Origin of the sequence: Pseudomonas sp. PSB11 (genome assembly GCF_014596605.1) — a bacterium.
Classification (GTDB): domain Bacteria; phylum Pseudomonadota; class Gammaproteobacteria; order Pseudomonadales; family Pseudomonadaceae; genus Aquipseudomonas; species Aquipseudomonas umsongensis.
On record NZ_NOIO01000015.1, the window covers coordinates 55,857 to 69,712 of the forward strand.

Consider the following 13,856-nt stretch of genomic DNA (forward strand, 5'->3'; position numbering starts at 1 on the left):
ATGCGTGTGTGGTTTTTGAGTGCTGGCCTGGCCTTGATGTGCATGGCCCAGAACGCAGCGGCGGGTACAGTCCTGATCGTTGGCGATAGTATCAGCGCCGGTTTCGGACTGGATACCCGCTTGGGGTGGGTGTCGTTGCTCGAGCAGCGGCTCAAGCGCGAAGGTTTCGACGATAAGGTGATCAATGCGTCCATCAGCGGCGACACCAGTGCCGGCGGCCAGGCACGCCTGCCGGCGCTGCTTGCAGAGCATAAGCCTGAGTTGGTGATCCTCGAGTTGGGGGGCAATGACGGCCTGCGCGGCTTGCTCCCAACACAATTGCAACAAAATCTTGCGTCGATGATTCAACAGTCGCAGGACGCGGGCGCCAAGGTGCTGTTGCTCGGCATGCAATTGCCACCCAATTACGGTGCTCGATACACCAAGGCCTTTGCCGACGTCTACAGCAACCTGGCGGATGAGAAAAACGTCCCGTTGGTGCCGTTTTTCCTCGACGGCGTGGGCGGTCATCCGGACCTGATGCAGGCCGATGGCATTCACCCGGCAGCCGGGGCTCAGGACAAGTTGCTGGAAAATGTCTGGCCTACGCTAAAACCACTGTTATGACACTTTTCTAGGAGCGGGCTTTCGGCTAAGGTGGCGCCCCCGATTTGGAGCCCCCGATGCCGCGTTCTGCCTGGTCACTTTATGCCTACCAACTGATCGAGCCTGACGAACAGCTGGATCTGTTCGCCTGCCAGGAAGTGCGGGTACACCTGGTGACCCGACAACTGGAACTGGGCGGCTCGGCAGACCGGACCCTATGCGGCAGCCTGCTGCCGGCTCAACCGCGTTGGTCGAACGTCGATCGCCGGGTGTTCCAGGACCAGCGCCTGTGTTCGTTGTGCCGGGCCATTCTGGAATCGCAGAAGCGTGGCACGTCGCCGATCTGGCCGGAGTTGCGGTTCGAGCTTTGATCTTCTCTGTGGTGGCGGCCCCTGTAGGAGCTGGCTTGCCAGCGAAGGCGGCCTGACAGTCGACCTATGTTTTGTTTACTGTGTACATATCCATTGCTGCGGTCACGGCTACTTATGGTTTCGCCCTTACGGCAAAGCCAAAGCGAGGCGGCCTGACAGCCGACCTGATTTTTGCGGCCGTACCAGATCCCCTGTAGGAGCGAGCATGCTCGCGAAAAACCTGAGAGCACAACGGGGTGTCAGGCTTCCCGCGTCATCGTTGACCTCCATCGTCGGAACGCCGCCCGGAGCATGCTCGCTCCTACGGGCTTTTCCAAGTGACTCGCCGTAAGGGCGAAACCCTAAGTGGCCGTGACCGCAGGAATGGATATGTACTCTGTCAACAAGCAATGTCAGTCTGCCTTGACTGGCAGCCAGCTCTCCGCATGAAATGCCTTGCATCGCCTACACCCCCCGCAACCTCCCCGAAATAACGGCCAGCGGTGTACAATCGCGTTCTTATACCCTATGTCGATCATGCAAAGGATTTTCCGGATGTTGCCGCGCTTTCCCGCCGTCACCCGCTGCCTGACACTTGCCGCCCTCTGTGTAGCGGGTCCCGTCGCAGCATTGGAGCTACCCCTGCCACCGCCTGGTGAAGACATCGTTGGTCAGGTGCAGGTGATCAAGGCCAAGTACGAAGATACCTTCGCCGACCTGGGCACGACCTACGACCTGGGTTATTCGGAAATGGTGGCCGCCAACCCTGGCGTCGATCCATGGTTGCCTGGCGCCGGCACTGAAATCGTGCTTCCAACCCGCTTCATCCTGCCGCCAGGGCCACGTGAAGGTATTGTGATCAACCTCGCCGAGTACCGCCTCTACTACTTCCCGAAAGGGCGGAACGTGGTGTACACCTACCCGCTGGGTATCGGTCGTGAAGGTTGGGGCTCGCCGATTGCCCACACCAGCATCACCGCCAAGACGCCGAACCCGACCTGGACGCCTCCAGCATCGATCAAGGCCGAACATGCCGCCGATGGTGATCCGCTGCCCAACGTGGTGCCGGCCGGCCCGGACAACCCGCTGGGGCCGTTCAAGTTCACCCTGGGGACGCCGGGCTACCTGATCCACGGCTCGAACAAGAAGTTCGGCATCGGCATGCGCACCAGCCATGGCTGCTTCCGCATGTTCAACAATAACGTGCTGGAAATGGCAGGCATGGTGCCGGTTGGAACGTCGGTGCGGATCATCAACGACTCCTACAAGTTCGGCGTGAGTGGCGGCAAGGTCTACCTGGAAGCGCACACGCCGCTGGATGACAAGGGCAACCCGTCGGTGGTCGACAAGCACACTGCGGTGATCAACGCGATGCTCAAGCGTGAAGACATCACCAATAACCTGCGTATGAACTGGGATGTGGTACGCGATGTAGTGGCTGCCGAAGATGGCCTGCCGGTGGAAATCGGCGTGCCGAACACTACCGCGGCCATGGTGACGAGTGCGCCGATCGACCCGCTGCAGTAATGCCTGAAAAAAACCCGCCGACGCAGGCCGCGTCGGCGGGTTTTTTATTGGCTGCAGGAAACTGCAGGCAATAAAAAAGCCGACCCAAAAAATGGGTCGGCTTGATAATAATCCCGAAGGACTATTACTTGCGGCTAGCTTTTTCCAGCATGCGCAGAGCACGCTCGTTAGCTTCGTCAGCAGTCTGTTGTGCTTTTTGAGCAGCAGCCAGAGCTTCATCAGCTTTACGGTAAGCTTCGTCTGCACGAGCTTGGGAGCGAGCTGCTGCGTCTTCAGTAGCGGTCAGACGTGCTTCGGTTTCTTTCGATGCGCTGCTGCAACCGGTAGCCAGAACTGCGGCCAGGGCCAGAGCAGAGAATTTCAGAACGTTGTTCATCGTGTTCCCCTTCAAGGACTTTCTATTAAGTGGCTGTCTCCTCCGAGTGAGGAAATAGCCGGCGTACATACTACCCATTACTTGTCGTAAGTAAACTGACGTGAAGCAAGAAGCAAAAAAAATTGTAGGCGTTGATTCTTTTTCGAGCAACTTTTAACTGCGTTGTATAAAAAATATCCAGCTGCAAGGCCCGAGATGAGCGAGCCGCCAAGGAAAAGTTCCCCAGGCCCAAAGCTCTTTTTCCGGTCTTGGCTAAAGTCCTTCTAGATGCATTCGTCTACACTTTTGTTCGGAAATTGCGCGGTGTCTCTCATATCTTTCTCCATGTTCAGGTGACTTTAACGAGGGGCGCTCGTCTTATGTCTCAACATCCGGCAATGTTCAGGCTACCGATCGGTGCAAGACCTTCGATCGAGCTGTTTCCTGCGTTATCCACAGCAGCACCTGCCAACCAGCATGATGACGAGCGAACCTTGAGCATTTCTGCCAATGGTGCCTACTATTTGTACGTGCTCGGTTGCGCGAGATCGGTGTAGCTCTTCTCGGTGTCGATTCAGGCACGGGGTGGCGTAGTTGTTCCTTCGCCGGAAAAACATCGGTAAGGTAGGGGTCAGAATTCCAGACCCGCGAGGAGTAGTGATGAGCGAGGCGTTGTCCATCCACCATGACCAGGCTGGTCATCAATTCGAGACCAATGTGGACGGTCATCGTGCCTACCTGACCTATATGGATCTGGGGAAACAGACCCTGGATATCTATCGCACATTTGTGCCCAATGCATTGCGCGGTCGCGGCATTGCCGCGGCCCTGACCGAACAGGCGCTGCAGTACGCCGAGGAAATGGGCTATACCGTCATTCCCTCGTGCTCCTACGTCGAGCGCTACATGGAGCGTCACCAGCGCCATGCTGCCAAGCTGAGCCAGTGACCCTCGAGAAAATCGCGGCATAAAAAAACGCCGGGCTCAGCCCGGCGTTTTTTTGTCTGCGGCAAGCGCCAATCAGGTACGTTGGCGTTTTGGCAGTACTTCCTTGAGCTTGGCATGCATGCTGCGCAAGGTGTTTTCGGTAGCAGTCCAGTCGATGCAGGCATCGGTGATCGACACGCCGTATTGCAGGTCGGCGAGGTCTTTCGGGATGGCCTGGCAACCCCAGTTCAGGTGGCTTTCGACCATCAGGCCGATGATCGACTGATTGCCTTCGAGGATCTGGTTGGCGACGTTTTCCATCACCAGCGGTTGCAGGGCCGGGTCCTTGTTGGAGTTGGCGTGGCTGCAATCGACCATGATGTTGGGCTTGATCTTCGCTTTGTTCAGCGCTTGTTCGCACAGGGCTACGCTGACCGAATCGTAATTCGGCTTACCGTTGCCGCCGCGCAGTACGACGTGACCGTAGGCATTGCCCTTGGTGGTAACGATCGACACGCCACCTTCCTGGTTGATGCCCAGGAAACGGTGCGGGCTGGAAACCGATTGCAGGGCGTTGATCGCTACGGTCAGGCCGCCATCGGTTCCGTTCTTGAAGCCGACGGCCGAGGACAGGCCGGAAGCCATTTCACGGTGAGTCTGGGATTCGGTGGTACGCGCACCGATGGCCGACCAGCTGATCAAATCCTGCAGGTATTGCGGGGAGATCGGGTCGAGTGCCTCGGTAGCGGTTGGCAGGCCCATTTCGGCCAGGTCCAGCAACAGCTGGCGACCGATATGCAGGCCGTCCTGGATCTTGAACGAGTCGTCCAGGTAGGGGTCGTTGATCAAGCCTTTCCAGCCAACGGTGGTGCGTGGCTTCTCGAAATACACGCGCATGACCAGATACAAGGTATCGGACACTTCCGCCGCGAGGACCTTCAGGCGCTCGGCGTACTCGTGGGCCGCCTTGATATCGTGGATCGAGCAAGGCCCGATAACCACGAACAGGCGATGGTCGGTCCCATCGAGAATGTTGCGAATGACTTCGCGGCCCTTGGTGACGGTGCGCAGGGCGGCATCGCTCAGGGGGATATCACGCTTGAGCTGGTCAGGAGTGATCAGCGTCTCGTTGGAAGCGACGTTTAGGTCGTTGATCGGTAAATCAGCCATCGTTTACTCGTCAGGTCACGGGTGCCGGCCGCCAGCGAACCCGCGCGGCGGAGCACAGCAAATTAAGCGCGTCGGGGAGCAGAACCTTAGCGCGTTACACCGTGGCTCGACAATGGGCTGGCCCGGTTTAATCCAGTACGGCCTGTGCAAATGCCTGGTGGACCTTGTCGTGGGAGAACTCGTCGGCATGCTGCTGGACCCACTCCAGGGCCAGGGCCTGGATTTCCTGCAAGTCGTTGTGGGCGTCATGCTGGCGGCAGTAGCGCTCGATCTGGCACACCTGCTCACCCATTCTTGCGCTGAAAAGCGTCTGTTCGTCGACGAAGGCAATGCCCACCAGATAGCCTCGCTTGCGTCGCAGGCACCAGGCCACATAGCCCAGAAAGCGCAGGTCCGGGTTCAGGGTCGGCATGCGCACCTCCAGCGCGGTGCCATGGCGCCAGGCGCGGTGATAATTGCAAGCCATGCCCCCGAGGCTGATAGTGTGCAGCTGTTGCCTGGAGATGCACTCAGGTTTGAGCAACGTCAACTCGACAGGTATATCGTCAGGATGAGGAAGAAAACGTCCCATGAGCACGGACTCCATGTGTCGGCCATCTGACATTGTTCCACCCAGTATAGTGGTCGAATTGGAACTGACCGATTTCGACGCCGACCAACGGCTGTTGGCAATGAGCGGCGTATCGCTGGTGATTTTCACCAGTGTCGGCTGCGCCTCCTGTCGTTTTGCCCGTGAGCAGCTGCCTGCGCTCGACCTGGACGTCGATCGCCTGTGCTGGATCGATGCCGGCAACAATGGAGGGGTGGTCGAGCGATATCAGGTCTTTCACTTGCCGGCGCTGTTTGTCGTACGCGACGGCGAATTCTTCGGGGCACTAAAATCGCGCCTGACCGGCGCCGAGCTCAACGCCGCTCTGGGGCGGGCATTGGGTCGAACAGCAGAGGAGTTGCCATGACGGGTGCAGTTGCGAAACCGACAATCGGAATTATCGGGACCGGGGCCATCGGCGGGTTCTACGGGATGATGCTGGCTCAGGCCGGCTACGATGTGCATTTTCTGTTGCGCAGCGAGTTTCGTGCGGTGGCCGAGCGCGGGCTGCAACTGCACAGCGCTGTACATGGAGCGCTGACGCTGAATCCGGTGCAGGCTTACTCGGCGGCCGAAGACATGCCACCTTGCGACTGGTTGCTGGTTGGCGCAAAAACCACCAGTAACCACGATCTCGCGCCCGCCATCGTGCAGGCCGCCGCACCGAATGCCAGGGTGCTGCTATTGCAAAATGGCCTGGATGTCGAAGACAGCCTGCGTGAACTGCTGCCCGATGCGCTGCATGTGCTGGGCGGGCTCTGTTATATCTGCGTCCATCGCCAGGGCCCCGGTGTCATTACTCATCAGGCGCTGGGGGCGGTACATGTCGGCTATCACAGCGGGCCGGCGTCCGATGATCCATCGCGTGCCGCGATTGTCGAGGAGGGGGCCGGGTTGTTTCGCGCGGCTGGCATCGACGCCCAGGCCATGGCTAACCTGCACCAGGCGCGCTGGCAGAAACTGGTCTGGAATATTCCTTACAACGGCCTGTCCGTGCTGCTCGGGGCGAGTACCACGCCGCTGATGGCCGACGCCGACAGCCGTGAGCTGATCAGCTCGCTAATGGCCGAAGTGATCCAGGGCGCAACCGCCTGCGGTCACGAAGTGCCCGCCGGTTATGCCGAGCAGCTTTTGCAGGTGACGCAGAGAATGCCGGACTACTGGCCGAGCATGTACCACGATTTTTTGCACAAGCGTCCGTTGGAACTGGAGGCCATCTACGCCCGGCCACTGGCCGCGGCGAAGGCCGTCGGCTGTGAATTGCCACGGATCGAGGCGATGTATCGCAGTTTGAGTTTCATCGATCGACGTAATACCTGAGTCGATCAACCGGAGGGGGAAGGGGATGCCAAAGTCCATAGACGACAAGTTGGTGCTGGCGATTTCTTCGCGAGCGTTGTTCGACCTGAGTGAAAGCCACAAGGTCTACCTGTCGAGTGGCGTCGAGGCCTACCGGCAATATCAGATTGAACACGAAGAAGAAATCCTCGAGCCCGGTGACGCCTTCCCGCTGGTGCAAAAACTCCTCAACCTCAATGCCCACCTCGGCCGGGCCCGGGTCGAGGTGATCCTGGTGTCGCGCAACAGCGCCGACACCGGCCTGCGCGTGTTCAACTCGATCCATCACTATGGACTGGCGATTTCCCGTGCGGCGTTTGTCGGAGGACGCAGTCCGTATCCGTACCTCAAGGCCTTTGGCTGCGATCTGTTTCTTTCAACCCACGCCGATGACGTACGCAGTGCACTGGACGCCGGATTCGCCGCGGCGACCATTCTGTCCGGCGGCGCCAGCCGTGCGGCCAGCGATGAACTGCGCATTGCCTTCGACGGTGATGCCGTGCTGTTTTCCGACGAGTCCGAGCGGGTCTACCAAGCCGGTGGCCTGGAAGCGTTTCAGGCCAGCGAGCGCGAAGCGGCCCGCGAGCCTTTGCGCGGCGGGCCGTTCAAGGGCTTCCTCGCTGCCCTCAATCTGTTGCAGCGCGAATTCCCGGATGATGCTTGTCCGATTCGCACGGCACTGGTCACGGCACGCTCGGCGCCGGCCCATGAGCGGGTGATCCGTACGTTGCGGGAGTGGGATATTCGCCTGGATGAATCGCTGTTTCTCGGTGGCCTGACCAAGTCGGCCTTTCTCGAAGCCTTTGCCGCCGATGTGTTTTTCGACGATCAGGCGGGTCACTGCGAGTTGGCCCGCGAAGTGGTTGCTACCGGCCATGTGCCGCATGGCATAAGCAACGAGCAAAAGGTTTAAGCCCGCCGTTCAACGTGTTACGCCAGATGTCGCTCTCGCCAAGGCACTGCTAAGCTGAATCAATCTCCGCCATGTTGGCACGCGAGGAGGTCATATGATTCGTTCGATGCTGTATGCCACTGACCTCGGGCTGTACGCACCTGTGGTGATGCAGCATGCCCTGGAATTGGCCCGAACATTCAATGCCGACCTGTATGTGGTGCACGCCGTCGAGCCCATGGGGCTGTTTGCCGAATCGGTGCTGCAGAGTTATCTCGATGAGCAGGCATTGAACGAATTTCACAGCCAGGGTCTTAACGCGGTGATTGCCAGCATCGAGCAACGGGTGCTCGACAATTTTCGCGAAGAGTTGGGTGACGAGGGGGAGCAGGACCTTGAGCGGATCAAGGCGGTACGGGTGCTGCAGGGGGATCCATCGCAGGTGATTCTCGACCAGGCGCAGAAACTCTCGGTGGATTTGCTCATCGTAGGGAGCCACAGCCATGGTGCGGGTGCTGAAACGCCTTTGGGCCGGACCGCAGCGCGTGTGTTGCAACTGGCCAAGGTACCGGTCTACCTGGTGCCGCTGGTGCAGCGTCGTCGCCAAGGGGATCGCTAGAACACGAATAATGGCATTTTGACAAAAAGTTCTAGATTTATTCTTCAAACCATTAATATAGTTATATACCGTCGCTGATGCCCGTGGCGTCTACCTGCTTTGAGGGATTCATATGAAGCTCCAACAATTGCGCTACATCTGGGAAGTGGCGCACCACGACCTCAACGTTTCCGCTACCGCCCAAAGTCTCTACACCTCTCAGCCGGGCATCAGCAAGCAGATCCGTTTGCTGGAAGACGAACTAGGCGTCGAAGTCTTCGCCCGCAGCGGCAAGCACCTGACGCGCGTTACCCCGGCCGGTGAGCGCATTATCACGACCGCTGGCGAGATCCTGCGCAAGGTCGAAAGCATCAAGCAGATCGCCCAGGAATTCTCCAACGAGAAAAAAGGCACCCTGTCGATTGCTACCACCCACACCCAGGCGCGCTACGCGTTGCCGCCGGTGATCAGCAATTTCATCAAGCAGTATCCGGACGTTGCCCTGCACATGCACCAGGGTTCGCCGATGCAGATCGCCGAGATGGCCGCTGATGGCACCGTGGATTTCGCCATTGCCACCGAAGCCCTCGAACTGTTTGGCGACCTGGTGATGATGCCTTGCTATCGCTGGAATCGCTGTGTGGTCGTGCCCCAGGGGCATCCGCTGACCAAACTCTCGAAGTTGACGCTCGAAGCCCTGGCCGAATACCCGATCGTGACCTATGTGTTCGGTTTCACCGGCCGTTCCAAGCTCGACGAAGCCTTCAGCCACCGTGGCCTGACGCCCAAGGTAGTATTCACCGCCGCGGACGCCGACGTGATCAAGACCTACGTGCGCCTGGGCCTGGGTGTGGGTATCGTGGCGAAAATGGCGGTCGATACCAAGCTCGACAACGACCTGGTGGTGCTCGATGCCAGCGAGTTGTTCGAATCCAGCGTGACCAAGATCGGTTTCCGTCGCGGCACCTTCCTGCGCGGTTTCATGTGTGACTTCATCGAGAAGTTCGCCCCGCACCTGACCCGCGAAGTCATGGCCAAGGCCATCCAGTGCCACAACAAACAGGAGCTGGAAGAGCTGTTCGACGGCGTCGAACTGCCGGTTCACTGATAGAGCGGCCCGGCCGCGTTGGCAGGGCAGCCGGTCAAATCACCTCGGTGACAGCAAACTGTTGCCGAGCGCCCGCCACCAGAATCTCCACCTCGTCGCCTGCGAACTTGCCCAGCAGGCTTTTGCCCAGCGGTGAGCGCGGGGTGATGACGGTAATCAGTTGCCCCACCAGGTCAACCTTCAGGCCCGCCGCATCCGGCGCCAGGAACAACCATTGCTCGCGGCCCTTTTCGTCCTCCAGGCCGAGCAGCGCACCTATCTCGATACCCCGTTGCTCGTCGTACGCACGCAATGGCAGGTTCTGGCAAAGCGCCAGTGACTGGCGAATCTCCTCGACCCGCCTGGCTTGGCCTGCAGCCAGGTAAGACGCCTCCAGCCCCAGGGTGTCGTACTTGTTTTCAGCGATGTTTTCTTCGTGGGTCGCGGTTTCGTAAGCGGTTTGCGCCGCGCGCTCGGCAATGTCGAGATCGACCCGCAGTTTGTCGAGAATCAGTTGGTGGACAGTGTGCTTATTCATGATCAATCGCAGAATTGCAGGACGTTGGCGCGGCTTTTTTCACTCGGTGCCGTCTGGTCCTGTTGCAACCAGAACTGGCAGCGGGGGTTCGACAGGTTGCGGTTGCTGCCGCGCGCCTGGTCGAGTCGTTGCGCCTGCTCGTTCTTGCGCAGGTTTTCTTCATACTGCTCGAACAACGGACTCTGTGCGGGGATGTCCGGCACCGGAGGTGCCACCACCGCCGGCTTGGCCAGTTGTTCCACCGCGGCAGCGACCGGCGCCAGTTGCTCGCTGAAAAAAAGCCGGGACACCAGCCAGCCGGTCAATGCGATGGCGATGAAACCCAGCCACAGGCCCAGGGCGATGCTGCCGGTCAGTTGCAGGGCGCTGAGGTGAATCGCAATGGGTCGGCGCGGAGTAGGGCGGTAGGGCATGGTTGCCTCCTGGCGAGGGGTCGCGGGCGAGTGCCGATTGTCGCACGAAGATTAATCGGCGTCGGCTCTTCTGCGCGGGCTGATTTATGCGGACAATTGGCACCTTTGCCAACGGGAGCCTGGAATGCCTGATATGAAAACCCGCTGGGATATTTTTTGCACCGTGGTCGACAATTTTGGCGACATCGGCGTGACCTGGCGGCTGTCCCGGCAACTGGTAGCCGAGCACGGGGTGGAGGTGCGTTTGTGGGTCGACGATCTGCGCGCCTTCGAGCGCCTGTGTCCGCAGATCGACATTCACGCTGGCCGGCAATGGCACCAGGGTGTCGAGGTATGTCAATGGTCGGCCGACTGGCAACCGGTCGAAGCGGCCGATGTGGTGATCGCCGCGTTCGCCTGCCAGTTGCCAGGCGCCTACATGGACGCCATGGCGCAGCGGGACAAAACGCCGCTGTGGATGAACCTCGATTACCTGAGCGCCGAGGATTGGGTGATCGGCTGCCACGGCTTGCCGTCGGTAAAATATAAACACGTCCAGAAGCACTTTTTCTTCCCCGGGTTCCACAAAGGTACGGGCGGCCTGCTGCGTGAAAGCGGATTACTCGAACGGCGCCGGCAATTCCAGCAGAGTCCCGAGGCTCAGCAAACCTTCCTGCAAGGCCTGGGAGTCGATCGGGTGCCCGGTGCGCTACTGATTTCGCTGTTTGCCTATGAAAATGCCGGGTTGGCCAGCTGGCTGGACACCTTGGCGAGCGACTCGATGCCCACTCATCTGCTGGTGCCGCAAGGGCGTATCCTGGGTGACGTCGAGCGTTGGCTGGGCGTGAGGGACCTGCAGGCGGGGGCACTGCATGTGCGCGATGCCTTGACCGTGCAGGTGCTGCCGTTCGTCCGACAGGACCAGTATGACCCGTTGCTCTGGTGCTGTGATTTCAACGCCGTACGCGGCGAAGATTCCTTTGTCCGCGCGCAATGGGCGGGACGGCCGATGTTGTGGCACATCTATCAGCAGGAGGAAGATGTTCATCTGGACAAGCTCGAAGCCTTCCTCGCGCTCTATACCAAGGACCTGACGCCTGCGGCTGGCGAGGCGATCAGCGGTCTCTGGCGGGCCTGGAATGCCGGTGAGACAATGACCGACCACTGGCATTCAACGCGCAAACACTGGCCACAGCTGCAAAAACACGCCGAGACGTGGTGTCTGGAACAGGCCTTGCACACCGATCTTGCCGCAGCGCTGGTACAGTTTTATGTAAATTGGATATGATACGCGGCCTAGATTTTTGTAAATCCCATCCAAATTCGGATATTCGCAATGAAAACTGGTAAAGAACTCAAACCCGGTACCGTGATCCGTATCGACAACGATCCTTGGCTGGTTCAGAAAGCTGAATTCACCAAGTCGGGCCGTAACAGCGCGATCATGAAGACCAAGCTGAAAAACCTGCTGACCGGCTACAAGACCGAAACCGTCTACAGCGCCGACGACAAGCTGGACGACGTGATCCTGGACCGCAAAGAAGCGACCCTGTCCTTCATCAGCGGTGACAGCTACACGTTCATGGACACCACCGACTACACCATGTACGAACTGAATGCCGAAGACATCGAAAGCGTTCTGCCGTTCATCGAAGAAGGCATGACCGACGTTTGCGAAGCCGTGTTCTTCGAAGGCCGCCTGGTTTCCGTAGAGCTGCCGACCACCATCGTGCGTCAGGTTGACTACACCGAAGGTTCCGCTCGCGGCGACACTTCCGGCAAGGTGATGAAGCCTGCCAAACTGAAGAACGGTACCGAGCTGTCGGTTGCTGACTTCATCGAAATCGGCGACATGATCGAGATCGATACCCGCGAAGGCGGTTCCTACAAAGGCCGTGCTAAATAAGCACTGCTTCAGGAATGAAAAAGCCCGACCATCGAGTCGGGCTTTTTTGTGCCTTGTAGGAGGGTGGTGTTATTTCAGGTGTTGCTTGAGCTCTTCAGACGCTTGAAGCATCGCCGAACGCACCGCCGGCACCTGGCTGACCACGTTGAGCAAACCATAGTCGTGGATCATGCCGTTGTAGCGTACCGAGGTTACCGCCACGCCGGCCTCGTCGAGTTTGCGGGCGTAGGCCTCGCCTTCATCGCGCAGTACGTCGGCTCCGGCGGTTTGCACCAACGCAGGTGGCAGGCCCTTGAGTTGCGCCGGGGTCGCCCGCAGCGGCGAAGCGTAGATCTCGTTACGCTGCCTGGCGTCGGTGGTGTAGTTGTCCCAGAACCACTTCATCATGTTGCGAGTCAGGAAATGCCCTTCGGCATACTGGTTATAGGAACCAGTGTCGAAGTTGGCATCGGTCACCGGCCACAACAGGACCTGGAATTTGATTGCCGGTGTACCTTTGTCTTTTGCCATCAGCGCGACCACTGCCGCCATGTTGCCGCCAACACTGTTGCCGGCCACCGCCAGGCGTTTGCCGTCGACGTTGATCTCCTTGCCGTGCTCGGCCACCCATCGGGTCGCGGCGTAAGCCTGGTTGATCGCCACCGGGTAGTGCGCTTCCGGTGACGGCGTGTAGTTGACGAAAACCGCTGCGGCCCCCGAGCCCGCCACCAGATCCCGAACCAGTCGCTCGTGGGTGGGGAAGTCCCCCAGTACCCAGCCGCCGCCGTGGAAGAACATGAACACCGGCAGCTCGCCCTTGACCCCGGCCGGCCGGACGATGGTCAGGTCCAGCGGTTGGCCATCGACCTGGATGGTCTTCTGGCTGACATCGGCTTTTGGCAACGTCAGCTTCACCCCGGATTGCGCGCCCACCAGCACGGCGCGAGCATCTTTGGGCGTCAGCTGTTCCATCGGTTTGCCAGTGCCGGCATTCAGCACATCGAGAAACGCCTGGGTGTTGTGTTCAACGTCGCCGGCGAATGCACTGTGGACAGACAGGGCGAGAAGGGTGCCGGTCAAGACTTTGCTGAAAGTGTTCATGTTCATTTCCTGTTCGGGCCTGAGTGGAAAGCGACGTTAGACCGTTACGTGCAGACGCACTTCGACGTTGCCGCGGGTGGCGTTGGAGTACGGGCAGACCTGGTGGGCAGCCTCGACCAATGTTTGTGCGTCGGCTTGTTCAAGACCCGGCAAGCTGATGTGCAAGTCGATATCCAGGCCGAAACCGCCAGGGATCTGGCCGATGCCGACGTGGGCCGTGATCGACGCGTCATCCGGGATTTTGCGTTTGGTCTGGCTGGCGACGAATTTCAGCGCGCCAATGAAGCAGGCGGAGTAACCGGCGGCGAACAGTTGCTCAGGGTTGGTCGCCGCCCCACCAGCACCACCAAGTTCTTTTGGGGTGGCGAGCTTGACGTCGAGAATGTTGTCGCTGGAGATCGCACGACCGTCGCGGCCACCGGTGGATGTTGCGATGGCGGTGTAGAGAGTTTGCATGGTGAAAGCCTCGTTCGGGTTTGGTTGTTTGCGCTAAATGTTTGCGCGCTAAGTAAGTGCGAGATA

The 13,856-nt window shown here is 59.3% G+C and carries 18 protein-coding genes; 11 read left to right on the plus strand and 7 right to left on the minus strand.

All coding sequences use genetic code 11. The features are described 5' to 3' along the window. The 3 genes from CGA21_RS17850 to CGA21_RS17860 all read left to right on the plus strand — a co-directional run bounded on the left by CGA21_RS17850 (position 1) and on the right by CGA21_RS17860 (position 2,462). A complete protein-coding gene (locus CGA21_RS17850) occupies positions 1 to 606 on the plus strand; it encodes an arylesterase (RefSeq protein WP_188264715.1) in 606 nt (201 codons plus the stop codon). Positions 607 to 662: 56 nt separating this feature from the next. Beyond that, the gene (locus CGA21_RS17855) at positions 663 to 956 is read left to right on the plus strand and encodes a hypothetical protein (RefSeq protein WP_008055299.1); all 294 of its coding nucleotides are present in this window, start codon (positions 663 to 665) and stop codon (positions 954 to 956) included. 534 nt (positions 957 to 1,490) lie between these two features. Then, positions 1,491 to 2,462, plus strand: a complete 972-nt coding sequence (locus tag CGA21_RS17860) for a L,D-transpeptidase family protein (protein WP_020800381.1) — start codon at positions 1,491 to 1,493, stop codon at positions 2,460 to 2,462. 124 nt (positions 2,463 to 2,586) lie between these two features. Here CGA21_RS17860 and oprI read toward each other — a convergent pair whose 3' ends face one another. Further along, complete coding sequence (gene oprI, locus CGA21_RS17865; RefSeq protein ID WP_003183784.1) at positions 2,587 to 2,838, minus strand: outer membrane lipoprotei OprI; 252 nt, start codon at positions 2,836 to 2,838, stop codon at positions 2,587 to 2,589. Between the two features lie 639 nt (positions 2,839 to 3,477). Between oprI and CGA21_RS17870 the strand changes: the two genes are divergently transcribed. Beyond that, a complete protein-coding gene (locus tag CGA21_RS17870; protein ID WP_020800382.1) occupies positions 3,478 to 3,765 on the plus strand; it encodes a GNAT family N-acetyltransferase in 288 nt (95 codons plus the stop codon). Between the two features lie 72 nt (positions 3,766 to 3,837). On the opposite strand, the gene CGA21_RS17875 is transcribed toward CGA21_RS17870, so the two are convergent. After that, positions 3,838 to 4,914, minus strand: coding sequence for a 3-deoxy-7-phosphoheptulonate synthase (locus CGA21_RS17875; RefSeq protein ID WP_020800383.1), 1,077 nt, complete (start codon positions 4,912 to 4,914; stop codon positions 3,838 to 3,840). A 127-nt stretch (positions 4,915 to 5,041) separates the two neighbouring features. Continuing rightward, positions 5,042 to 5,485 (minus strand): PilZ domain-containing protein, encoded by a 444-nt coding sequence (locus CGA21_RS17880; protein WP_020800384.1) that lies wholly within the window; start codon positions 5,483 to 5,485, stop codon positions 5,042 to 5,044. On the opposite strand from CGA21_RS17880, the gene CGA21_RS17885 reads away from it, so the two are divergent. The 5 genes from CGA21_RS17885 (at position 5,484) to cysB (ending at position 9,439) form a co-directional block, all read left to right on the plus strand. Then, entirely contained in the window at positions 5,484 to 5,870 is a 387-nt protein-coding gene (locus CGA21_RS17885; RefSeq protein WP_083349446.1) for a thioredoxin family protein, read from the plus strand. The genes CGA21_RS17880 and CGA21_RS17885 overlap by 2 nt on opposite strands. Beyond that, the gene (locus CGA21_RS17890; protein WP_188264716.1) at positions 5,867 to 6,823 is read left to right on the plus strand and encodes a putative 2-dehydropantoate 2-reductase; all 957 of its coding nucleotides are present in this window, start codon (positions 5,867 to 5,869) and stop codon (positions 6,821 to 6,823) included. The genes CGA21_RS17885 and CGA21_RS17890 overlap by 4 nt, the downstream gene beginning before the upstream one ends. A gap of 25 nt (positions 6,824 to 6,848) precedes the next feature. Next, complete coding sequence (locus tag CGA21_RS17895) at positions 6,849 to 7,754, plus strand: 5'-nucleotidase (protein ID WP_110749161.1); 906 nt, start codon at positions 6,849 to 6,851, stop codon at positions 7,752 to 7,754. 94 nt (positions 7,755 to 7,848) lie between these two features. Next, complete coding sequence (locus CGA21_RS17900; protein ID WP_188264717.1) at positions 7,849 to 8,352, plus strand: universal stress protein; 504 nt, start codon at positions 7,849 to 7,851, stop codon at positions 8,350 to 8,352. Between the two features lie 112 nt (positions 8,353 to 8,464). Next, complete coding sequence (gene cysB, locus CGA21_RS17905; protein ID WP_008057010.1) at positions 8,465 to 9,439, plus strand: HTH-type transcriptional regulator CysB; 975 nt, start codon at positions 8,465 to 8,467, stop codon at positions 9,437 to 9,439. Between the two features lie 34 nt (positions 9,440 to 9,473). On the opposite strand, the gene CGA21_RS17910 is transcribed toward cysB, so the two are convergent. Then, positions 9,474 to 9,956 (minus strand): GreA/GreB family elongation factor, encoded by a 483-nt coding sequence (locus tag CGA21_RS17910; RefSeq protein ID WP_110749157.1) that lies wholly within the window; start codon positions 9,954 to 9,956, stop codon positions 9,474 to 9,476. A 2-nt stretch (positions 9,957 to 9,958) separates the two neighbouring features. Continuing rightward, positions 9,959 to 10,369, minus strand: coding sequence for a hypothetical protein (locus CGA21_RS17915; protein ID WP_110749155.1), 411 nt, complete (start codon positions 10,367 to 10,369; stop codon positions 9,959 to 9,961). 124 nt (positions 10,370 to 10,493) lie between these two features. Here CGA21_RS17915 and earP point away from each other — a divergent pair, with 124 nt between their 5' ends. Both earP and efp read left to right on the plus strand, forming a co-directional pair. Then, a complete protein-coding gene (earP, locus tag CGA21_RS17920; RefSeq protein ID WP_188264718.1) occupies positions 10,494 to 11,636 on the plus strand; it encodes an elongation factor P maturation arginine rhamnosyltransferase EarP in 1,143 nt (380 codons plus the stop codon). A gap of 48 nt (positions 11,637 to 11,684) precedes the next feature. Then, on the plus strand, positions 11,685 to 12,254 hold the full coding sequence (gene efp / locus CGA21_RS17925) for an elongation factor P (protein ID WP_008057003.1): 570 nt from the start codon (positions 11,685 to 11,687) through the stop codon (positions 12,252 to 12,254). 69 nt (positions 12,255 to 12,323) lie between these two features. Here efp and CGA21_RS17930 read toward each other — a convergent pair whose 3' ends face one another. Further along, positions 12,324 to 13,334, minus strand: a complete 1,011-nt coding sequence (locus CGA21_RS17930) for an alpha/beta hydrolase (protein ID WP_188264719.1) — start codon at positions 13,332 to 13,334, stop codon at positions 12,324 to 12,326. 36 nt (positions 13,335 to 13,370) lie between these two features. Further along, positions 13,371 to 13,790, minus strand: coding sequence for an organic hydroperoxide resistance protein (locus CGA21_RS17935; protein WP_110749149.1), 420 nt, complete (start codon positions 13,788 to 13,790; stop codon positions 13,371 to 13,373). Positions 13,791 to 13,856: the final 66 nt, after the last annotated feature.

Excerpts from the sequence above, each read along its gene's own strand:
- CGA21_RS17860 (WP_020800381.1), top strand. The coding sequence starts at position 1,491 with ATGTTGCCGCGCTTTCCCGCCGTCACCCGCTGCCTGACACTTGCCGCC.
- efp (WP_008057003.1), top strand. The coding sequence starts at position 11,685 with ATGAAAACTGGTAAAGAACTCAAACCCGGTACCGTGATCCGTATCGAC.
- CGA21_RS17930 (WP_188264719.1), bottom strand. The coding sequence starts at position 13,334 with ATGAACACTTTCAGCAAAGTCTTGACCGGCACCCTTCTCGCCCTGTCT.
- cysB (WP_008057010.1), top strand. The coding sequence starts at position 8,465 with ATGAAGCTCCAACAATTGCGCTACATCTGGGAAGTGGCGCACCACGAC.
- CGA21_RS17895 (WP_110749161.1), top strand. The coding sequence starts at position 6,849 with ATGCCAAAGTCCATAGACGACAAGTTGGTGCTGGCGATTTCTTCGCGA.
- CGA21_RS17915 (WP_110749155.1), bottom strand. The coding sequence starts at position 10,369 with ATGCCCTACCGCCCTACTCCGCGCCGACCCATTGCGATTCACCTCAGC.
- CGA21_RS17935 (WP_110749149.1), bottom strand. The coding sequence starts at position 13,790 with ATGCAAACTCTCTACACCGCCATCGCAACATCCACCGGTGGCCGCGAC.
- CGA21_RS17870 (WP_020800382.1), top strand. The coding sequence starts at position 3,478 with ATGAGCGAGGCGTTGTCCATCCACCATGACCAGGCTGGTCATCAATTC.
- CGA21_RS17875 (WP_020800383.1), bottom strand. The coding sequence starts at position 4,914 with ATGGCTGATTTACCGATCAACGACCTAAACGTCGCTTCCAACGAGACG.
- CGA21_RS17855 (WP_008055299.1), top strand. The coding sequence starts at position 663 with ATGCCGCGTTCTGCCTGGTCACTTTATGCCTACCAACTGATCGAGCCT.
- oprI (WP_003183784.1), bottom strand. The coding sequence starts at position 2,838 with ATGAACAACGTTCTGAAATTCTCTGCTCTGGCCCTGGCCGCAGTTCTG.
- CGA21_RS17850 (WP_188264715.1), top strand. The coding sequence starts at position 1 with ATGCGTGTGTGGTTTTTGAGTGCTGGCCTGGCCTTGATGTGCATGGCC.
- CGA21_RS17900 (WP_188264717.1), top strand. The coding sequence starts at position 7,849 with ATGATTCGTTCGATGCTGTATGCCACTGACCTCGGGCTGTACGCACCT.
- CGA21_RS17885 (WP_083349446.1), top strand. The coding sequence starts at position 5,484 with ATGAGCACGGACTCCATGTGTCGGCCATCTGACATTGTTCCACCCAGT.
- earP (WP_188264718.1), top strand. The coding sequence starts at position 10,494 with ATGCCTGATATGAAAACCCGCTGGGATATTTTTTGCACCGTGGTCGAC.
- CGA21_RS17890 (WP_188264716.1), top strand. The coding sequence starts at position 5,867 with ATGACGGGTGCAGTTGCGAAACCGACAATCGGAATTATCGGGACCGGG.
- CGA21_RS17910 (WP_110749157.1), bottom strand. The coding sequence starts at position 9,956 with ATGAATAAGCACACTGTCCACCAACTGATTCTCGACAAACTGCGGGTC.
- CGA21_RS17880 (WP_020800384.1), bottom strand. The coding sequence starts at position 5,485 with ATGGGACGTTTTCTTCCTCATCCTGACGATATACCTGTCGAGTTGACG.